Here is a 21122-nt window from a genome sequence, read left to right on the forward strand (position 1 = left end):
TACCCGAGAATACAAGCAAAATAACCTACAAAAAGAAGATGCCCATCCCAATATATGGGTGTGGACATCTTCTTTTTGTTTGAACTTTATTGTTCACTTGAAAATGCGTAAGTTCTTCAGTGGCCTCCTTAAATGCAAGTGGCTTCTTTTTATTTTTTGAATCACATAGTTTGTCGACAAATAGGTGTCATTAAAAACTCTTTTAAACTATTACTGAATTCCAGAATAAACTACCCATCACGAATGGAGGCAGGTATATAAGTGTTTAGCCTACGATTATCTAATTCGCTTATTAGAAAGATCTTTACGTTATTACAATTGTTTCTGAGGAATTCAATAAAATCTTGCAGTCAAAATTGTTTACTGTAAATAGCATGTAGCCGGAGCGATAGTATATTGAAATCTTTATCCTTTTCTTGTTCTTGCTGAACAATCTCATGAATTAAATTAAAATGATTTACTCTGTTTAGTTCATTTTTTTTAAACTCAATATTAGATCCAAGTTCCACTTGTGCATTTATTTGAGCCTCTTTAATAGTATCAACTAACTTCTTTAATGGAATGTTTAGTTCTATAGATCTTGAATATAAATTGATAAAAGTAAGGTCTTTTATAATCTCTTCATGAGTTTTACCATCAATAATTTCGTCTTCTAAATAAACAAGTAGTTCATTTAATAGTTGCATTTGATAATCGACTAATGTAGGTTTTGTCACTGGTCTCTTTCTTATTTCTTCCCACCTATGAACAAAATCATCATAATCATTTGTTTTATTATAAGATGCGACAGAGGGCCAAGTGAACGATTCAATACTTGGTTTCCTATTCATTTGATATATATATTCTCCCTTGTGGCCCCTAGGGGCAGAGCCCCCACAATGGGGGGGCTACCTCTGGGTTAATTTTCAAAATTTATAATACTGTAAAGTGCCTTTTAACTGGTTATGAATTTTATCTATTGCTCGGTTCTTGCGCTTGGAAATATTTCCGCTTCCATGTCCCAGTGCAGTGCCGATTTCACCTTGGGACTGATCCAGGATAATGTCTCGTATAAAAATATTGCGATCTACCTCTTTAAGGCTTGCAAGAGCAGTATTAATATCATTCATGTCCTCATTAAACATAAGTTCAGTATGAGGTTCCATATAGCCGCTGGAAATCCCCTTCTGTACTCCTTTGTTACCATCAGGTCGGCTTTCATCTTCTTCCGGACGGGGATCGATTGTGACGGATTTAATGTAACGCCGAGGTCGACCTCCGTCTGGAAGCAGGGGACGATACGGTTCCAGGAATGCAGTTCTGTACTTGCCCATCGCGCCGCGTACATTAACTTTGATGGCTGATTTTAAGTCTGTAATGGTAGCGATGTTCTCGAGCGTTAGGGTTATCGCTTCGTGTACCAATTCGTCAAAATCATCCTTACTAAAGTCGTCTGTATACTTTTTCCCTATGGCATACCATCGTGCAAAAGCATACACTTGCTCGATTGCCTCTTTAAAGGTCCGGTTGCCAATTAGGGTCACATCGCTGCTAGTTTGAAGGTGATGCAGTAGATGAGCAAATTCTACGTCGGTGAGTTTTGACATTGGATTTACCTCCGGTTAAGTGAAATTTTTGGTACATATAAAGCTCCTCCTTTGGCTTCGACTATTAATGCGATTTCTTGTATTGTCTCGAAGCATCCATTATTTGTCGGGAGAATGGTATGAAAATTCCCCTCTATTAGTATAAGGGACGGAAAGGGCATAAATGGACATGTCTTTAAAAATATTTTTTTGATTTATATTAATTCCCCAGCTCGTTTCAGTCAGGCTGATCAGGGCGAACGAGAGGCATTAAATGGGTAAAATTCAGCTCGTTTGCGCCGAAGCCTATTTTTCAAAAGGTATCCGGTATTCCGAGTAGATCAGGCTCTCGACAAAACCCTCATTTGAGGGCTTTGTTGTGTCTTTGAGTAATGCAAGTGTAAAGCGGAGGGAAATCTAAGAAACGCTGAAATTGCGCCTTGGCCTATGCAAAAAGAGTTATCTATGTGGGGAGGTGTCGGGGGAACAATAGAAAGTGCGGTTCGTACTGGAAGTTCGGGTGTCGGCAAGGCAATTGCGATGCTTGGCGGTGATCCGTTGCGATTTATGACTTTGGTTGAAGCATACAGAAAATCAGGCATAATAACGGGTCACAATCCTGAAAAATTTGAAAATAGGCGTAACAGGTCATGGCTATATTTCAAAAAACGACACAGCAAGCAAGAGATGGATGTTATCCCTATCATTCGAATACTTGATTCCCGTAGCACTTAACGGAGGTTAAAGATGAAACAGGAAAACACGCAAATCTTTTTCTACGGCTTTATAGTTGGATGCGTTCTGCTGCTGATGCCTATACCGCATTTCGCTTTTTGGAGCGGCATTATGGAGCATATCGAAGCTGTGTTCCGTTACCTAGGTTTTGTTTTATTTGCGGCATGCGGGCTTACCATAGTCGTTGGTGTTGGAAGAGCCTATATGGGAAAGTGATAGTCTGACGGTATAATAAACTAAAAATAAGCAGGCACATACTTAGACGCGACTCTAAGTGTTTGCCTGTTTATTTTGTTTTTTGGTGTGTAAGAATTAGGTTCTTATGGAAATCAACAATCTGCTTGAGATAGTGGGAAGTGCGCTTGACTTAGAGAGAACTCTAAGTGCTAACATCAGTAAAAGCACCATACAAGTACGTTCGAGACGCTTTAGCATGTAAGCTGTTATCAAATGAGCGGTAATGAATCCGCCTCAGCGAAGGGTAACAAAGGATGGTTTTGAACTGTAGCTCGGAACCAATTACCATGGTCATTTTGCATTAACTGCGCATCTCTTCCCTATCTTGCTAAAATGCAAAAAATGCGAGGGTAGTCACGTTGAGTAGCATAGCTCATCGTTCGGGAATGATTAAATTTGATGATTTGCAGTCAGAACATCATTATAAGCCTATGGTGTCATATACTCAGTCAAAGCTTGCGTGCCTGATGTTTTCACTAGAACTCCAGCGGCGAAGTGATGAAGCGGGTTGGGGGATCAGCAGCATGGGCGCACATCCGGGAATCTCTAGGACGGAATTGATTCTGAATGGAGCGGGAGGAAATAGTCTGGCTGGTTATATTTTTTAATATTTATGCTCTTTGAGCCGACGGATTTCAGGGATTCCCCCTCTGAAATTCGCTCGGCTTTTTTCTCGCTCTTATCCCGCGCATTTGGGCAGCGGCTATATTTTTTTGCCTCCGTTTTGGTCATGGACGCCAATGTATGCCTCAGTTCTGTTCCCTATAATGAAGAGGAAATGAGGCGAAGACAGGAGGGTGAGGCTTATGCGCGTTAAGGACAGATGGAACGCATTCGTCTCGGCGGAGATTCCGGATACGGCCGATTTGTACAGGAAGCGGGACGGTCTCCTGCGGGGCCTGCGATTAGCGGTTAAAGATGTTTACGATATGAAGGGCTATGTGACAGGGGCCGGAAATCCGGATTGGAGGCGGACGCATGGGGCAGCCTCCAGTCACGCGCCGACCATAACCGCTCTGCTCGAGCAAGGGGCGGAGCTGGTCGGCGCGACGCATACCGACGAGCTGATGTTCGGGCTGAACGGCGAGAACGGACATTATGGCACACCGGTCAATCCCAAAGCTCCGGGGCGCATTCCCGGAGGCTCTTCCAGCGGATCGGCAGTGGCCGTAGCATCCGGAATGGCAGACGTTGCCTTGGGCACCGATACGGCGGGCTCCGTCAGGGTGCCGGCGAGCTATTGCGGCGTATACGGCATGAGGCCGACATATGGGCGGATAACGATGCAAGGGATTGTTCCTCTGGCTCCTGCGGTAGATACGGCGGGCTGGATGGCTGACAGCCTGTCGACGCTTGCAAAGACCGCAAATGCGCTCATGCCGGATGGGGGACAGGAGCATGCGAAGGCGGCGCCTATACAAACGGTAAAACGGCTCATCTGGCCGTCCGACATGTGGGCGCTGCTGGATCGCGAGGTCAAGAGCTCAGCCGGGGCGGTGCTGGATAAGCTGCGCGGAATGGCTTCTTTCGTTCATGAGGAAGCGGTGTTGGCCGAAGAAGGGCTGGACGTTTGGCTGCAGGCCTTCCGCTCCATTCAGGGCTACGATATTTGGCGGACTCACGGGAAGTGGATTGAACGGGATCGGCCGGCTTTCGCGCCGGATGTGGAGGCGAGGTTCCGGTGGAGCAGCACGATCCGCGAGGAAGACGCACGCGAAGCGCTTAAGCTCAAGAAGGCGGTGGAAGCCAGAATGGGAGAGTGGCTGGGGACCGATACGCTAGTCGTTATTCCGACGACACCTGGCGTTGCGCCGCCGATTGGCCAGCAGGGAGAAGAGGCGGAACAACGCCGAAACAGGGCCTTGCAGCTGTGCTGTCCCGCGGGCTTGGCCGGCTTGCCGCAGATCACAGTGCCCTGGTTGGAGCATGAGGGTATGCCCGCAGGCTTGTCGTTTATCGCGGGACCGGGGCTGGACCTCAGCTTGCTTCATTCGGTGGAGCTTATCGCCCGGACGATCGGAGAGCCGCTCGAGAGCGGGCAATCCTTGGACAAGAGAGGGGAATGGCCGACATGAAATTCGTAACCGTGGCTATCGATGGCAGGGAGACGCTGGGTGTCATCGCGCCGCATGGCATCGTGCTGGTGGAGACGATCAATCGGGTTTTCGGTACGCGCTGGAGCACCGAGCTGTTCCAATTGCTTCAGGACGGCGAGTGGGAAACATTCCGGAATTGGTTCCATCAGACGGCGGCATCGTCCATTGTTGAGCTGGAGGCGCAAGCGGAAGAGGCGCTGAAGCTCGCGCCGTTGTATCGGCACCCAAGGAAGATTTGGGGCGTCGGCTTTAATTATGCCGCCGACGAAGAAGCGCTTGCTGCGGCGGACCGGTCCGAGGAGCCCGTCGGCTTCATGAAGCCGGATACGAGCTTGATCGGCTATGGGGAGTCCATCGTCATCCCGCCGCAATCCGGGCGGGTGATCGCGGAGGCGGAGCTGGCCATCGTCATCGGGCGGGTCTGCCGGGACGTGGAGGAATCGGACGTCGCTTCCTATATCGCGGGGTATGCGACCGTGCTGGATATAGGAGCGGACGATATTCATGGCCGCAATCCTAGATTTCTGACCCGGTCCAAAAGCTTCGATACCTTCTTCAGCTTCGGACCGGAGCTGCTTACGCCGGACGAAGTCGTGGATGTATCGAAGCTTGTTGTCTCAACGGTCCTTAACGGGGAGAGGGTATCCGCCAAGCAAGTTGCGCTCATGCGGTATCGGCCCGAATGGATTGTCTCCTTTCATTCCAAATGCATGACGCTAGTGCCAGGGGACATTCTGATGACGGGTACGCCTGGCGCGGCGGTCGTACGTCCCGGCGATCAGGTGGAATGCCGGATCGACGGTTTCCGACCGTTGAGGAATCCGGTGCGCGGAGGATCGGAGCTCCCCGCCATGCAAGGTGAATAAGCAGGGGAAGCAAGATTTGTGCAGTGGGTCCATAGTTGGCGATCGGGGATCGTCCTATGATGGAAGCAGACCGGCCTTAGGACAAACATAACGAATAATGAAGGGATGGATGAACATGCGTCACGAATTAATCCGATTAGGCATGTCGCACCCGGGCGATGTAAGCGAGCTGGAGAAGCTCCTGCAGTCCGGGAGCATTAAGGCGGGGGATATTAAAGGAATTATTGCCCAGACCGAAGGGGACGGCTACGCCAGAGGATACAGCACGCTTGCCTTCCAGGTGCTGCTGGCGCCTTACTTGGGATGGTCGCATCAGCAAATTTTCGATCGCATTCCAATGATGATGATAGGCAAGACGGGCGGTCTGATGAGTCCGCATTATACGCTGTTATTTCGAAAGGAGTCATCCGCGGAGGCGGCGCCCGCGACGGGCAAGCGATTCGTGTTCGGGGTGGCGTCGAGCCGCCAGCTCAAACCGGAGGAGATCGGGACGACGGCTCAGGTCGACTTGACGGCGGAAGCGGTTCGGGATGCCATTGCGGATGCCGGCATTGAAAGCCTTGAGGATGTCCACTGCGTAGAGATCAAATGCCCTTGGGGAGTGGGGGGTACGCGCTCCAAAGCGGCTTCCGCGCTTGGATCCGGCGTCGCGCTGGGGGAAATCGACAGGGAACGGATCGGCGAAACGGCCATTAACGGCGATCATGAGCTGTATTCGCTGCGCACGTCGGTATCCGCGGGCGGAGAGCAGACTGCCGTCCGGATTATCGTCATGGGCAACAGGAGAGGCTCCGACAGTCCGCTGGTGGTCGCTTCGGGCGTGATGAGAGACAGCTTCGACCTGCCGGGGCTGTATCGCGTGTTCGACGAGCTGGGCATGCCGGCATCTCCCGCCTTGGCGGAGAGCGACCGGAGCAGAGTGCGGCAAGTATTCGTTAATGCCGGTGCCGACGCGCTCAATCATATCCGGGGACAGCGGCATACCATCCACTCGGATGCGCTGAGCATGCATAGCGGAATCGTGGCGAAGGCGGTCGCGCATGCCGTCGTGGGAGCTTTGGTCGGCGATGCCGCCATTCTATGCTCCGCGGGGTCCGAGCATCAAGGGCCGCAGGGAGCGAATCTGATCGCGGCGGTCGTCGAAGCGGCTGCGGAGGGGGGCGTGACGGGATGACGCAGCCATGGAGCATTCGGGGCTTCTCGAACGAACATGCCCATCTGGATAAAGGCATGCTCGTTCCCGGCGTTGCCTATGCCGATGCTCCCCCGGCCGTCCGGGGCGGATGGACCAGGGAGCACAAGGCCAAGTTCACGAGACAAGATATTTACGATCGTGCGGAAGCCGCCTTGCAGTCCATGCTTCAATACGGGACAACCTACATTCGCACGCATGTAGACGTAGATCCGTTAGTCGGGCTGAAATGCGTGGAGGCGCTGCTCGAGCTGCAGCGAAACTATGAGAAGCAGGTCATAATCGATATTACGGCCTTTAACCAGGAGGGCTTTGACCGGTTCCCCGAAACGGCGGAGCTGCTGGAGGAAGCGCTGGGCATGGGACGGATTGGGCTGGGCGGCCATACGCTGACCGACGCGGACGGAGAGGGGCATATCCGCCGGCTGTTCGAGCTCTGCGAGCGAAGAGACGTTCCATGGCTCGAGTTCCATACGGACGAGAGCGGCAAGCCGGAGCATTTCCTGATGCCGGTCATCGCGCGGGAAAGCAAGAAGAGGGGGTGGGCGGGGAAGGTATACGCCATCCATTGCAACTCTCTCGCGAACGTAACGGATCGGCAGGCGGAGGAGGCGATCGAACTTGCAGCCGAAGCGGGGCTATCGATTATCGTGTGTCCGACGGCCGTCGCCACGCGCGCCGTCACGCGGACGAAGCAGTTGATGAAGGCGGGGCTGCGGGTCAGCTTGGGCAGCGATAATATGGGCGATCTGTTCAATCCGCTCGGAAGCGGCAATATGCTGCACTATGCCCAGCTGCTTGCCTATATCCAGCGATTCTACGAGCCGGAGGAGCAGCAGGCCCTGCTGGATATGCTCATGTCGGAGCCTGCGGATGCGGAAGCCGCGCGGCGCGTGGAAGAGCTGGGTGCCTGCGTCGTATACGAGACCGGACGGGCGGACCTCTTGCTGGCCCATGCGCCGCGCCCGGTTTCCATGGCAAGGGGAGCCGCTCTCACTTCTCCGTAGCGGTCAAAATTTGATGGATCATGACGGCCATGCGGAGCTTGAGCAGGTCGATCGGATCCTTGAAGGACAGACCCAGCATGGTCTCGCATTTGTTCAGTCGATAGAAGACGGTATTGCGGTGCAAATACATCGCGGTAGCCGTCTCTTTGACGTTGCAGTTGTTCTGTAAGTAAATATCGAGCGTGTGCAGCAGCTCCAGGCTCTCTTCGTTCTTGGCATAAGCCAAATGCTTAAGGACGCTGACATAAAACTCGCTGAGCTTATGATAAGGAAGCAGCCGGATCAGATCCGGCACCTGTTGTACGCGGTAAGAGGAGACGAAGGGTCCCCGGTTCCGCTCCAGCCCATGTCTCAGCGCCTGGGAAGCTTCCTGATAAGCTCGCGGCAGCCGGTCGAGCTGATCGGCTGGATTGCTGATGCCGCTGGCGATCATCCATCTGTCTTTGCCGTTCTCCATATGCTCCTGCAGCTGCTCGAGCAGACGAATCCACTCCCCCTCCTGACCGGCCGGGGGCGTCTCTTGCAGCGACGTCAGAATAAGGACGACATGTTCGCCCTTGGTCGTGCCGATCATTTGGATGTTACGGGCTTCCATATAGGCATGCACTTCATTCATTAAGTGCTCGAGCTGAGCGTGCTCCATCTGGAAGGTGGAATGACCTTCGAACGTATGCGCCAGCGGCTTGGAGACAACGACCCAATGCTGCCCTTTATTCGTAAGTCCGTACTTCTCCCCGCGTTTCAAAATCTCCTCGACCGAGCTCAGCTCGTTCTCCAGCAATTCGCCGAAAAACTCTTCCCTCAGACGATTGGAGCCTTCCATTAAAGCGTCTTGCTTAATGCTTTCATATGCGATGATCTGAGCGGCCTGCTCGAGCGGCATGACGGACGTATCGATGGTGTCGTCGGCATGCATGACGATAATGGAGCCTTTGAACATGCCCGAGCTGTGAATGGGGTAGATGCCAAGCTTCTCTCCGCTTTCCGTAACGCAATAGATGAGCCGGCCTTCCGCGGCGGCGTGATGGACGGAAAGCTGCAGCAGCTCGGACTGGAAGGCGGGCGACAAGGCCCGCTGGCGCGCCGTGGCCGACCACCCGACGATCTGCCTGCGGTTATTCTGGATGAGGATCGGGTGATGAATGACGCCCGTCAGCGTCTGGGCGACGTCGGACATGCTGGCCCCGTTCAGGAACAGTCGCGAGAATTTCCGGTGAATCTCGAAGGTCCTCTCCAGCTCGACCTGCTTCTCGTTCAATATGATGCTGAGCACCTGGCTCATCATCTCGCCCAACGAAGCGTCGTTGGGCAGGGCGATGACCGGCAAGCCAAGGCGGTTCGAGGCTTCCAGCAAATCGCCGGGCAGATTAGCTTCCCGATGATTGGCTTTGACGACGAGCCCCGCGCATTCGGCGCAGCTCATCTGCTGGAGAAACCGGAGGGAGAGGCTGCCGTTTCCGGCAATGACATGCTCCGTCGTGAACAACATCTGATTTTTGCCGAGCCAGGTGGATATGTCGGGAATGGCCGGCGCGCTGCCGTCCTCTTCTTGCTCATGCGGCAGCTTCACCATGACGTTGACGGAGTCGATAGGCGAGTGGAGTCCAAGCTGTCCGGAAGCAACGGAAGCGCCGGTGAACAGCGGCAGCTCCAAGATGCGTTGAATCGTGATGCTCATAGGTTCCCCTCCTGCTTCGCGTAATGGATTTGATCGGGAGATAATTCCGTGTCGCGCGGGCGGCCGGAGAAGTTGTGCACGACGAACAAATGCGCCGGCTAAGCTCCGCAAGGCTTTTTTGTTCATATTGCTGCTTTATAGGCGGTGACAATTGTGCACCAGAGACATGGGATGTTTGTGTTATATAATATAACATTAACTTAGAAACGGGCAAGGTTCTAAAGGGAATATGTCATTAATCATGACGTACATACAAAGAGGAGGATGGCGGATGGAAAAAACAAAATGGTCCATGTTGGCAATATTGCTTATCGTTGCTATGACGGTGGCCGGGTGCGCAGGGGGCGGCGGAGCAACAAATAATGGGCAGGCAGCAACGGGGACGGTCCCTTCCGGGGCGGCGAACGCGAACGACGGCATTGACTTGCCGCCGGCGGAGAAGAAAAGCATTACGCTACGGCTCAATTGGAAGTTCAAAGGCGAATTCGCGCCGTTCTTTGTGACGAAGGAGAAAGGCATTTTCGAAAAATACGGGCTGGACGTCGATGTGCTGGAAGGCTCGGGATCCGTGGCGGTTCTGCAGGTTGTCGCGGAAAATCGGGAGGAGATCGGCGTAACGTCCGCCGTGGAGCCGATTCAAGGCGTCGAGCTGGGCATGCCGGTCAAAATTATCGCCTCGTATATGTCCAAATCGCCGATTATGATTTTGTCTCACGCCGACACGCCGGTTCGTTCGCCGAAGGATCTCGAAGGGAAGAAACTGGTTTCGTCTTCGGGTTCCACCTTCTCGAGCATCTACGAACGGTTCCTCGAGCACAACGGCACGGACTACAACAAGGTAGAGCATATGATGGTGGAAACGAGCGCGAGAAACACCCTGTTCCTCAATAAGGATGCCGACGCGGTTGCCGTCTTCTCCACGAATGAATATCCGCTCTTCGAGAAGACGCTCGGCGAGGAGCTCGTGCCGCTATACCTGGCGGATTACGGATTCGATCTGACAGGCTTGTCTTTAATCGCGAACGATAAGTTTTTGCAGGATAATCCGAATACCGTCAAGCGGTTCCTGGCCGCCGTCAACGAAGGGATGGCCTACTCGATGGAGCATCCCGAGGAAGCGGCATCCATTGCGAAGGAGCTGTTCCCGGAAGTGGTCGACGAAGAGATCGTGATCGAGCAGATCAAGCGGACGGGCGAGCTGGCTCTGCGGCCGGAAGGCAAGCCGTTCGGCTGGACCGACGGAGACAAGATGAATGGAATGGTGGACCTCATGCTGGAGAGCGAATTGATTGAGGGGCGGAAGTCGGTCGAGCAATACTTCACCAATGACTACTTCGAGAACTGACAAGACGACCGGAGGGGGCTGTAAGAATGATTCAACGAATGAATTGGAGACAAGGTTTGTCCGTAAGCGTGACTTTGATCGGAATGCTGGCGGTATGGCAGCTTATATGCGTGCTGTTTGCGGTCCCAGCCTATCTGCTGCCGACGCCGCTTGACATCGGGAGCCGGCTTATCAGCGACGGCGACGTGCTGCTGCGCCATACCGGAATTACCCTGTTTGAAATCGTCGCCGGCTTTGGATTGTCCGTCTTGTTCGGAATTCCCGCCGCCGTCATCATCGTGTACTCCCGTTACTTCTCGCAAGCGGTCTTCCCGCTGCTCATCGGGCTGCAATGCGTGCCCATGATTTCTATCGCGCCCTTGCTCATTACGTGGCTTGGATTCGGCATGATCACCCAAGTGGTCATCGCGTTTCTGATCGCCTTCTTCCCGATTATCGTCAGCGCGGTAGTCGGTCTGAAGTCCATGGAGAAGGAGATGAACATGCTCGCGATGTCGCTGAGGGCAAGCAAGCTTCAAATATTCCTGTACTTCAGGCTCCCCCGGGCGCTGCCCAGCATATTCGGCGGCTTCAAGGTTGGCATCACGCTGTCTGTCGTCGGAGCCGTGGTCGCCGAGTTTGTCTCGTCGGATCGCGGGCTCGGGTATTTGCAGCTTGTAGCGAATGCGAAGCTGGATATTACGATGCAGTTCTGCGTCATCGTCATGCTGGCCGTCATTGGCTTGGTTCTGTACAATCTGGTCGGGTTGATCGAGAGAATCGCGCTGCCTTGGTACCGGGCTTCCAGAGGAGGAGAATAACATGCGGAGCAAAGAAATCGTCATTCGGGATGTAGAGAAAACATTTCAGACGCGTGGCGGCGCCGTTCAGGCGCTGTCCAAGGTTAACCTGAACATCGAGCCGCTATCGTTCGTATCCGTGGTGGGGCCGAGCGGCTGCGGCAAGAGCACGCTTATGAACCTGCTGGCAGGTCTCGATACGCCGACGGGCGGCGTTATCGAGATCGGCGGAGAACGCGTAAGCGGCGCGCAGGAAGGCAATGCCGTCGTATTCCAGCGCGACCTGCTGCTGGAGTGGCGGACGGTCATCGCCAACATTTTGCTGCCCTTCGAGCTCCATGGAGTCACTTGGCTGGATCGCAAAGACCGCACGACGAACCGTCAGCTGGCCGAGGATCTGCTGAGGATGGTCGGGCTGGAGGGCTTCGGGGACAAATATCCGTTCGAGCTGTCCGGCGGGATGCGGCAGCGGGTATCGATCTGCCGGGCGCTGATCCAGCGGCCTACGCTGCTGATGATGGACGAACCGTTCGGCGCGTTGGACGCGCTTACCCGGGAGCAGATGATGTACGATTTGCTGCGGTTGTACGACCAATACAAGTGTACCGTCGTCTTTATTACGCACAGCATCGAGGAGGCGGTGTTCCTCTCGGACCGGGTGCTTGTCATGAGCGAAAGACCGGGCTCGGTAGTACGGGATATCAAGATTCAATTGGAGCGTCCGCGTAACCTGAGCACCCGGATGGATGCCCGTTTTCTAGACTGCGTCAAGGAAATTCGCGGCGTGTTCCAATCGCAGGGCGTACTCGCGGAGGTGTAGCGGCATTGGGCGGCAACGGTTATACGTTAGGGACGGTCATGGGAGAGCCGGCGGCTCTGCTGATCATCGATATGCAAAATGATTTCGTGCACGATAAAGGCGTTTTCGCGCAGGCAGGTTATGACGTTAAGAGATATCAAGCCATAATTCCGGCCATGAGACGGCTGATCGATCAAGCGCGGCATGCTGGCATTCCCGTATTATGGATCGGCATGTCCCATAACGAGCTGAACGACGGGAAGGATGCGTGGATGGCGCGCAGACTGGGGAGCCAGCACCCGCCCAGCTGCCGGACGGGTAGCTGGGGCGCCGATTTGTATCGCGAGCTGGAGGCCGGCATTGACGAGATGATGATCTGGAAGCACCGGTACAGCGCCTTCGTTCAGACGAGGCTGCAGCAGCTGCTGGAGGAGCGAGGGATCAAGACTCTGGTGGCAGCGGGGATCAATACGAATACCTGCGTGGAATCGACGCTTCGCGACGCCCATCTTATCGGGTATCATGTCGTGCTGGCCAAGGACGCGACCGCGTGCGCCTTCCAGGACGCGTACGAGCCGAGCTTGCGCAACATCGCCAGGCACTTCGGTATCGTCAGCGATACGGAAGCTATCATGGAGCTATGGAATACGCCCCGCCACTGACAGGGGCAATTACAGGAGACCGGCCCGCGCGCCGGTCTTGGCTGCGTTCCGCGACGATAACGCATTGTAACAATTTTTTGACGATTCGTGCCCCGACATTGCGCCGGATATGCTATGATGTAGAAAGAGTTGAATGATGTCGAATAACTACGAAATAAATGCGGATTCCGACAACGGACACGTGATTCGTACGGGATTCGCATTTTTGCTGCCAATAAGTGAAAACAGGAGGAGAAACGATTATGAAAAAACATTTTGCTCTACTGCTGACGCTCGTACTGGCGATCAGCGTCATCGCCGCTTGCGGCAGCAACAGTAACAATGCAGGCAACGAAGGCGCCGCGAACGGCGGCGGGGACGACGCGGTTAAGAAGAGAATCGCGCTCGTGCTGCCCGAACAAATTGGCGTTAACCCTTTCTTCGCTCTGATGGATGAGGGCTTCAAGCGCGCAGGCGAGGAGTTTGGCGCGGAAGTGAAAACGATCGAGTCGACCGACCCGGCCGCCTTCGAGCAAAACCTGCGTTCTACGGTTGCCGAGAACTATGATCTGATCATTACGGCTACGTTCCAGGCGGAAGACGCGCTGAACAAAGTAGCTCCCGAAAATCCGGACAAGTCCTTCGCGATCATCGACACGGTCGTAGACCAGCCGAACGTGCGCAGCGTCGTATTCCGCGAGCATGAAGCGGCGTTCCTGCTGGGGGCGGCTGCCGGCTTATCGACCAAGACAAACAAAGTAGGCGCGGTCGTCGCGATCGATGCTCCGCTGCTGAGCAAGTACACGAAAGGCTTCGAGCAAGGCCTGAAATACACGAATGAGAACGCGGAGTTTTTCGTGAACTACGTCGGCAACTTCGAGGATTCGGCGAAAGGCAAGGAGCTTGCCGTGCTGCAGCACTCCAAAGGCGCGGACTTCATCGCGGGCATGGCTGCGGTAGGCGATCTCGGCGTGTTCGAAGCGGCGAAGGAGCTTGGGTTCTACGCTTCCGGCCAAGACGTCGACCGCACGGAGCTGGATCCGGAGCATATCGTCTTGTCCCAGCTGAAAGGAACGGACGCGGTAGCGTACGAGACGGTTAAAGCTTTCATGGGCGGGACGTTCGAATTCGGCGCTGCCGATTACGGCCTGAAGGAAGACGGCGTAGGCCTGACGTTCGTAACGAGAGAGAGCAAGTCCCCGCTGAGCCCGTTCATCGGCCAAGAAACGGTCGACAAGGTGAAAGAGATCGCCGAAGACATCAAGTCCGGCAAAATCGAAGTCGTGAATCCGCTAGCTCAATAGTTTACGATGCCGGCTGCTATTAGCAGCCGGTTTGCTTGTTGAAAGGAGCGACTGCTATGCTGCTGCAAATGGAAGGCATTACGAAAAGCTACGGGAACGTAACCGCGAACCGGAACGTCTCGTTTAATCTTCGAAAAGGCGAAATTCATGCGCTCGTCGGCGAGAACGGCGCTGGCAAAACGACGCTTATGCGTATTCTGTACGGCATGGAGAGTCAGACGTCGGGCGAGATCAAGCTAGGCGGCAAGCCGGTTAGCTTCGGCAGTCCGACGGACGCGATCCGGCACGGAATCGGCATGGTGCATCAGCATTTCATGCTGTTCCCCTCCTTCACGGTAGCCGAGAACATCGTGATCGGCCGGGAGCCATCCCGTGCGATCGGCTTCGACCGCAAAGCGGCTGCCGAGGAAACGACGCGCCTTGCCAAGCGGTTCGGCATGCCGGTCGATCCATGGAAGCGGGTAGGGGAATGCTCGCTTGGCGTTCAACAACGCGTGGAAATATTGAAGGTGCTTTATCAAGGAGCGGAAATCATCATTTTGGACGAACCGACGGGCGTCTTGACTCCGATTGAAGTGAAGGAGCTGCTCGCGGCGATCAAGGAGCTCGCGCGCCAAGGGAAAAGCTTCATTCTGATTAGCCACAAGCTCGGTGAGATCATGGAGGTCGCCGACCGGATCACGGTGCTGCGCGACGGCGAAGTCACGGGCACGGTGAACGCGTCGGATACGGGCGAAGAGCAGCTGTCGCGGATGATGGTGGGTCGCGAGCTTGTGCAATTGGGCCGATCGGCTGCGGCATTGGGTGAAAAGGTGCTGGAAGCAAAAGGGTTGACCGTGCGAGGCTCGAAGACGAAGCCGCTGCTGGACGGCGTCAGCCTCAACGTGAAAGCAGGCGAGATCGTAGGCATTGCAGGCATCTCGGGCAACGGTCAATCGGAGCTTCTGCAGGTGCTGGCTGGATTGCTGCAGCCGGACGAAGGCACGGTTGAGCTGTCGGGGCAAGATGTCACGGGCGCTTCCGTGCAGCGAATACGGGGCGCCGGGCTCGCGCATATACCGGAGGACCGTTACTTGTGGGGCGTCTCCAAGGAAGCGGACGTAACGGAGAACGGCATAATGGGCCATACCGGCAGGCTGTCGAAGAACGGCATCCTGCGAAGAGGCAAAGCGCGATCGATGGTCGCGGAATGGGTGGAGCGGTTCGGGGTCAAGACGGGATCGCTGGATACGAAAGCGCAGCATCTGTCCGGAGGCAATCTGCAGAAGCTGATCGTCGCACGCGAGCTCGCGCAGCAGTCGCCGTTCCTGATCGCGGCGGAGCCTACGCGGGGCGTCGATGTCGGCGCGATGGAGATTATTCATGCCGAGCTGCTGAGCAAGCGGGACCGGCAAGGCGCTATTTTGCTAGTGTCCTCCGAGCTAACTGAGGTGCTCAAGCTTTCCGACCGCATTCTGGTCATGTTCGAGGGCCGGATCGCAGGAGAGCTGACGGCGGAGGAGGCCACGGAAGAGAAGATCAGTCTGCTGATGGCGGGAGGTAAGGCAGTTGGATAAGCTGGGTAATTGGATCAAGCCGCTTCTGCAGCCGCTTCTCGCGCTGGCGGCGGGTCTCGCGGTCGGCGCGGTCGCGATCTTGATCGTGGGCGGCTCCGTGACGGAGACGTACGCGGAGATGTGGAAGGGCGCATTCGGCAATTTTTATTTCATCACCAATACGCTCGCCCGCGCGACGCCGATCATCTTGATCGGTCTGGGCGTGGCGCTCGCGTTCCGCGCCGGGTTCTTCAATATGGGCTCGGAGGGCCAGATGGTTCTCGGGGCGTTAAGTGCGGCCATCACCGCGATCCACCTGCCGGGCCCGGGCTGGCTGAAGCTGATCGGAGCGATTGTGGCAGGCATGCTCGCGGGGGGCATATGGTCGGCTTTCGCCGGCTGGCTGGATGCCAAGTACCGGATGAATCTGCTGATCACGACGCTGCTGCTCAATTACATCGCGACTTATTTCGCCGGATATATCGTCACTTATCCGCTTAAGGATACGACGGGCTCTGCCGCCATGGCGCAGACGGTCATGCTCGACAAGTCGGCTTGGCTGCCGAAGCTGTTCCAGGGGTACAGCCTGCATGCGGGCTTCTTGCTTGCCATGCTAGGGACGATTCTACTCTATCTATTCATGAAGCACACGGTCAAAGGCTACGAAATCCGCATGCTCGGCGGCAACCCGCTGTTCGCGAGCTACGGCGGCGTGCAGCGCGGCAAGCTGATGTTCCTCAGCATGTTCGTCAGCGGCGGGCTTGCGGGCCTTGCCGGCTCCGTCGAAGTGCTTGGCACGCAATACCGTTACCTGGACGGCGCGCTGACTTCGCCGGGCTACGCGTGGTCGGGCATCATGGCGACGCTGCTCGCGGGCTCCAATCCGATCGGCACCGCGGTCGCCGCGATTCTGATCGCTGCGCTGCAGACGGGCGGAATGGGCATGGAACGAAACACCGACGTGCCGCTCGAAGTATCCAGCATCATCCAGTCGGTGCTTATTCTGTTCGTGTCGGCGAAGCTGACTTATTCATTCATTAAGCGGAAGAAAGCGGGGGCGAAAAATGGACCAGCTGTTTGACGTTTCGTTGTTCGCTTCGGCGCTTCGCATGCTGACGCCGATTCTGCTCGCCGCGCTCGGCGGCGCGATCTGCGCGCGAGTCGGCCTGTTTAACGTCGGTCTGGAGGGCCTCATGCTGATCGGGGCTTTCTCGGCGATCGTCGGCAATTATTTGACGGGCAGCATTGCCTTGTCCTTGCTGTTCGCGATCGGCTGCACGCTCGCGTTCTCGCTATTGTTCGCCTTTATGAGTATCCAACTGCAAGCGAACGTGATCGTCGTCGGCATCGCGCTTAATTTCCTGGCGCTCGGTCTGACCACGTTCTCCCTGCGGGCGATCTTCGACGTGAAGGGCGCTTATTACGACAAAAACATGGTAGGCCTGCCGAAGCTGAACATCCCCGTCATCGAGGACATCCCTTGGCTAGGCGGCGTGTTGTCCGGGCATTCGGTGCTCGTATACGCTTCGATCCTGATCGTTGCCGCGCTTCATTATTATTTGTTCCGGACGGTGTCCGGCTTCCGCTTGCTAGCGGCAGGAGAGAACCCGACAGCCGCGCGAAGTCTGGGCATCAAGGTGACGCGGATCCAGTACGGCGCCGTGCTGCTCTGCGGCGTGCTCTGCGGGCTGGCCGGCGCGCAGCTGTCGCTTGGCAACGTGACGATGTTCACGGAAGGCATGACGGCGGGGCGCGGATTCATCGCGCTTGTCGCCACGATGCTGGGGCAATCGAACCCGCTTGGCGTCGCCGGCGCGAGCCTGCTCTTCGGCTTCATGGAATCGCTGAGCATCCGGCTGCAAGGCTTCGCGATGCCGACCCATTTTACGCTCATGGTGCCGTATGTCGTGACGATTCTGGCTATGCTATTCTTTAAGGACAAAGGCTATATGCAAGAAGCGCGCAAATCGAGCGGAAGCTCGCGCTAACGGAAGACCATGACTTCGAACCAGACGATCCCGAGGAGTGAGAGACAGAAGATGCATAACAAAGCGGAAAGACTGAAGAAGGTATCCCCCAAGCTGCCCGCGGTGCCGGCGGAAATCGCCCATCGCGTGCCGCCGGGCCAGACGGTGACGGAACGGTTCCCCATCCTGCACGAAGGCGACGTGCCGGAGTACGAACTCTCTACCTGGTCGCTGCGTGTGTTCGGGGAAGTGGAACGGGAACGGTCGTTCACGTTCGAGGAGCTCTCGAAGCTGCCGCAGACCAAGATCCTGCGGGACATCCACTGCGTGACGCGTTGGACGAAGCTCGATACGGAGTGGGAAGGCGTTAAGTTCGCCGACCTGCTGCCGCTGCTCGGAGCGAAGCCGGAAGCCCGCTACGTCATGATTCATGCGGACGAAGATTACGAGACGAATCTTCCCCTGGAGGATCTGCTCCGGGAAGACGTTATTCTGGCGCATTCGTATGACGGAGAGCCGCTGACGGACAAACACGGCTGGCCGCTGCGCCTGATCGTTCCCCATCTCTATTTCTGGAAAAGCGCCAAGTGGATTCGCGGCATCGAGTTCATGAAGGAAGACCGGCCGGGGTTCTGGGAGCGGAACGGCTTCCACAATTATGCCGACCCGTTCAAGGAAGAACGCTTCTCCAGCGAGGAGTTCATTATGCCGGAGGACGAATGGCTGAAGAAGGAGTTTGATTAACATGTATCTCCCGATTCTGGAGGTTCACTCGGAGGAATTGCCGGCGTTCGCGATCGTATGCGGCGATCCGAGAAGAGCGGAAGTTATCGCAAGGAAGCTGGACGGCGCGAAGGAGTTGGCCTACGCTAGGGAGTATCGGACGTTCGTCGGCGAATACAAGGGCGTGAAGCTCGCCGTGGTCAGCCACGGAGTCGGCTCGCCGGGGGCGGCGGTATGCTTCGAGGAGCTGATCAAAGGCGGCGTGAAGACGCTGATCCGCGTCGGCACCGCCGGCTCCTACTCGGCCGATCATCCGGCAGGAAGCCTGATCGTAAGCACGGCGGCCGTCCGGGCCGACGGGCTGACGAAGCAGCTTGTGCCTGACGGGTTCCCCGCCGTGGCGGACAGCGAAATCGTGGAAGCGTTGTACGAATCGGCGCGCGCGACCGAAGGCATCGTCAAGAAGGGGATTACGGTTACGCTTGACGTCTTCTTCTCCGGCGTCGTCGAGGTGCCGCACAAGCAATACAAGCAAGCTGGCGTGCTGGCGGTCGAGATGGAAATCGCCGCATTGTATGTCGTGGCCGCGCTCCGCGGCGCGCGGGCCGGCGCGATTGTTGCCCTCGACGGATACGCGGATGCCGATCTGGCGGCGGAGTACGACCCGCATACGAACGTGGTGGCGGGTGCCGTCGAGCGCGAGATAAACGCGGCGCTAGAAGCTATCGCGAAGCTGGCAGATCCATCTTAATAGCAGACTTCTTTGAGCGGACAGCGTTTGCATACTTCGCGTTTGCTGCTGCGAAAGTTGAGTTATTTAGATTTACATATTGGAATAGATTTTGTGGCATACGGGTTTACCCTAATCGTTCGTGTTGTGAGAGCTTTTATGGGGAACTTAATACTTTATTTTCTTTGTACATTTATAAAATCGGCCTAAGAACGCTCCAACGTTCTTAGGCCGATGCTGTTTAAGCGGCATTCTTTCACAGCGTTACTTTACACGCTGTCCATCCAGCACAGCCTGAAGACGATCCAGGTTCTGCTCGTTGGCGTCAGGGCAAAATGATTTGACTTGCTCGAATATTTTCTCGTCATTGAACTGTTGACGGATCACACGAGTCCGACCAGCGATATCGGTAAATGTCGCCGTCAACCGGAACTCGGGAGCGCCTTGATGTTCAAGTACGATACGCTTCCCCGGCTCGATCTCGATAAACCTGTTTTCGTTCGGATATTCCGCGCCGTTCGGTCCGTGGAAGGTGAAGCGCCAGAAGCCGCCTTCGCGGAAATCGAATTCGCGGAACGTGCTCGTGAAGCCGTTCGGCCCCCACCACTGCGTCAGAAGCTCCGGCTGCGCCCACGCCCGGTAAACCTCTTCCCTTGGAAAATCATACAATTGCATATGGACAAATTCTAACTCGCCAGGTGTCAAATCTTCATCTTTTTCATCTGCCACAGCCGCTTCACTGCTCGGAGCAAGCGAATTGCCCAGCAGCTCTAGCAGCTCCCTCGATCCGTGCTCCCGATTCTCCACCGCATCGAGCCCATCGAAGAAGGTTCCTTGCTCCGTGAAGGTCAGCTTCGTGCCGCCATCCGCGTCTGTAAGCTCAATCGTCGTAATGGACACCGAGAATCGCACGCCGTTAAAGTCCATCACGTAGGTGTAAACAATCCGCTCGAGCGGAACGATCTCTTGATAAGTGGCGTCGAACGTGAACAAGCCGCCGTCCGGTGTTTCGCCGCTGCTGAATTCCCGTCCGCCTACCCGAAATTCGAACACTTCCGGTTTCGTGAACCAACGTGCTTTGGCTTCGGCGTCAGCCATTGCTTCGTACACCTGCTCCCTGGATGCCGGATATGTTTTTTCAATGACGAATGTTCCATGGTTTACAAATTTTGCTTTCATGATATTAATCCTCCTCGTTTTCTTCTTTTTTGTGGTTTGTTTTTTCATCCGCGCCCGCTAAGAACATTCCCAGCAGGCCAAAACGTTGCTCCCAGCTTTGTTGACGATTCAGGATCGGCTTTTCATAGTCGTTCTTCATCGCTTGCAACAGCGTTGTGAAATCGTCTACCGACACCTGCTTCTTTCCTTTCATCAGCTTAGACACGTGCCTCAGTTGATCCAGCAGCTTCTGTTGCCGCCGTAATTGCTCTTGCACTCGCTCGATTTGCATGCCGACGACCTCGAGCGGGTCAATTCCGCGGCCCGTCAGCGCCGCCTTCACTTCGTCGAGCGACAGGCCCAACTCCTTCAGCGATACAATTCGATAGAGTCGCGATAAATCCTCATCGCCGTAGAGCCGGTGTCCCGATTCCGTGGCCGCCGTCGGCGTGAGCAGCCCAATCTGGTCGTAGAAGCGTAACGTGCGAACCGTCAGCCCCGTCAGCTTGGCCAGATCCCCAACTTTCCAATATCGTTTCATTGATCATCTCCGTTCTATCGCTAGCTCGAATGTCTGTAGCCTCATTATAAAACCTTACGTTACGTAAGGTGCAAGCTATTTGATTACATTTTTTTAAAAATAAAAGAATATAGGAAAAAGCCCACAATCGGTCTGGCTGACTTGATCGTGGGCTTTTGGACTGATCACAACTCAAAATATAAGTAATACAAAACTTAATTTCATATTATGAATTTTTGTGTTGA

At 55.2% G+C, this 21122-nt stretch carries 20 protein-coding genes; 15 read left to right on the forward strand and 5 right to left on the reverse strand.

The genetic code is table 11. The features are described from left to right. Positions 1-350: 350 nt before the first annotated feature. Together NQZ67_RS17525 and NQZ67_RS17530 are read right to left on the reverse strand one after the other, a co-directional pair. Positions 351-830, reverse strand: a complete 480-nt coding sequence (locus tag NQZ67_RS17525; RefSeq protein ID WP_257448437.1) for a hypothetical protein — start codon at positions 828-830, stop codon at positions 351-353. 75 nt (positions 831-905) lie between these two features. Then, positions 906-1586, reverse strand: a complete 681-nt coding sequence (locus tag NQZ67_RS17530; protein WP_257448439.1) for a sigma-70 family RNA polymerase sigma factor — start codon at positions 1584-1586, stop codon at positions 906-908. Between the two features lie 726 nt (positions 1587-2312). Here NQZ67_RS17530 and NQZ67_RS17535 point away from each other — a divergent pair. From NQZ67_RS17535 to NQZ67_RS17555, 5 genes are all read left to right on the forward strand, one after another. Continuing rightward, positions 2313-2516: a hypothetical protein gene (locus tag NQZ67_RS17535; RefSeq protein ID WP_257448441.1), complete on the forward strand. Its 204-nt coding sequence runs from the start codon at positions 2313-2315 to the stop codon at positions 2514-2516. 827 nt (positions 2517-3343) lie between these two features. Next, positions 3344-4612: an amidase gene (locus tag NQZ67_RS17540; protein ID WP_257448443.1), complete on the forward strand. Its 1269-nt coding sequence runs from the start codon at positions 3344-3346 to the stop codon at positions 4610-4612. Continuing rightward, positions 4609-5499, forward strand: coding sequence for a fumarylacetoacetate hydrolase family protein (locus NQZ67_RS17545; protein WP_257448445.1), 891 nt, complete (start codon positions 4609-4611; stop codon positions 5497-5499). Before NQZ67_RS17540 ends, NQZ67_RS17545 begins: the two co-directional genes overlap by 4 nt. Positions 5500-5614: 115 nt before the next feature. Next, complete coding sequence (locus NQZ67_RS17550; protein WP_257448447.1) at positions 5615-6673, forward strand: ring-opening amidohydrolase; 1059 nt, start codon at positions 5615-5617, stop codon at positions 6671-6673. Further along, a complete protein-coding gene (locus tag NQZ67_RS17555) occupies positions 6670-7698 on the forward strand; it encodes an amidohydrolase family protein (protein ID WP_257448449.1) in 1029 nt (342 codons plus the stop codon). Before NQZ67_RS17550 ends, NQZ67_RS17555 begins: the two co-directional genes overlap by 4 nt. Here NQZ67_RS17555 and NQZ67_RS17560 read toward each other — a convergent pair. Continuing rightward, complete coding sequence (locus NQZ67_RS17560) at positions 7685-9376, reverse strand: PucR family transcriptional regulator (RefSeq protein ID WP_257448451.1); 1692 nt, start codon at positions 9374-9376, stop codon at positions 7685-7687. The two genes, NQZ67_RS17555 and NQZ67_RS17560, sit on opposite strands and share 14 nt — an antisense overlap. Before the next feature lie 271 nt (positions 9377-9647). Here NQZ67_RS17560 and NQZ67_RS17565 point away from each other — a divergent pair, with 271 nt between their 5' ends. The 10 genes from NQZ67_RS17565 (at position 9648) to NQZ67_RS17610 (ending at position 19220) form a co-directional block, all read left to right on the forward strand. Beyond that, positions 9648-10721 carry an ABC transporter substrate-binding protein gene (locus tag NQZ67_RS17565; RefSeq protein ID WP_257448453.1) on the forward strand — a complete coding sequence of 358 codons (1074 nt, stop codon included), beginning with the start codon at positions 9648-9650 and terminating at the stop codon, positions 10719-10721. Between the two features lie 26 nt (positions 10722-10747). Next, positions 10748-11521, forward strand: a complete 774-nt coding sequence (locus NQZ67_RS17570; protein ID WP_257448455.1) for an ABC transporter permease — start codon at positions 10748-10750, stop codon at positions 11519-11521. A gap of 1 nt (position 11522) precedes the next feature. Continuing rightward, entirely contained in the window at positions 11523-12320 is a 798-nt protein-coding gene (locus tag NQZ67_RS17575; protein ID WP_257448457.1) for an ABC transporter ATP-binding protein, read from the forward strand. Positions 12321-12325: 5 nt separating this feature from the next. Next, positions 12326-12961, forward strand: a complete 636-nt coding sequence (locus NQZ67_RS17580; RefSeq protein ID WP_257448459.1) for a cysteine hydrolase family protein — start codon at positions 12326-12328, stop codon at positions 12959-12961. 242 nt (positions 12962-13203) lie between these two features. Further along, positions 13204-14244 carry a BMP family lipoprotein gene (locus tag NQZ67_RS17585; protein ID WP_257448460.1) on the forward strand — a complete coding sequence of 347 codons (1041 nt, stop codon included), beginning with the start codon at positions 13204-13206 and terminating at the stop codon, positions 14242-14244. 56 nt (positions 14245-14300) lie between these two features. Next, positions 14301-15800, forward strand: a complete 1500-nt coding sequence (locus NQZ67_RS17590) for an ABC transporter ATP-binding protein (RefSeq protein WP_257448462.1) — start codon at positions 14301-14303, stop codon at positions 15798-15800. 1 nt (position 15801) lies between these two features. Continuing rightward, positions 15802-16860, forward strand: a complete 1059-nt coding sequence (locus tag NQZ67_RS17595; protein ID WP_371825325.1) for an ABC transporter permease — start codon at positions 15802-15804, stop codon at positions 16858-16860. After that, positions 16844-17767 (forward strand): ABC transporter permease, encoded by a 924-nt coding sequence (locus NQZ67_RS17600; RefSeq protein ID WP_257448464.1) that lies wholly within the window; start codon positions 16844-16846, stop codon positions 17765-17767. Before NQZ67_RS17595 ends, NQZ67_RS17600 begins: the two co-directional genes overlap by 17 nt. Positions 17768-17818: 51 nt before the next feature. Next, positions 17819-18490 (forward strand): sulfite oxidase-like oxidoreductase, encoded by a 672-nt coding sequence (locus NQZ67_RS17605; RefSeq protein WP_257448465.1) that lies wholly within the window; start codon positions 17819-17821, stop codon positions 18488-18490. Position 18491: 1 nt separating this feature from the next. Beyond that, on the forward strand, positions 18492-19220 hold the full coding sequence (locus NQZ67_RS17610; RefSeq protein ID WP_257448467.1) for a nucleoside phosphorylase: 729 nt from the start codon (positions 18492-18494) through the stop codon (positions 19218-19220). Positions 19221-19463: 243 nt separating this feature from the next. Here NQZ67_RS17610 and NQZ67_RS30380 read toward each other — a convergent pair whose 3' ends face one another. Together NQZ67_RS30380 and NQZ67_RS17625 are read right to left on the reverse strand one after the other, a co-directional pair. Next, complete coding sequence (locus tag NQZ67_RS30380; protein ID WP_306812938.1) at positions 19464-20378, reverse strand: SRPBCC domain-containing protein; 915 nt, start codon at positions 20376-20378, stop codon at positions 19464-19466. Positions 20379-20382: 4 nt separating this feature from the next. Further along, the gene (locus tag NQZ67_RS17625; protein ID WP_257448469.1) at positions 20383-20898 is read right to left on the reverse strand and encodes a MerR family transcriptional regulator; all 516 of its coding nucleotides are present in this window, start codon (positions 20896-20898) and stop codon (positions 20383-20385) included. Between the last annotated feature and the right edge of the window lie 224 nt (positions 20899-21122).

Origin of the sequence: Paenibacillus soyae (assembly GCF_024623455.1) — a bacterium.
Taxonomy (GTDB): domain Bacteria; phylum Bacillota; class Bacilli; order Paenibacillales; family Paenibacillaceae; genus Pristimantibacillus; species Pristimantibacillus soyae.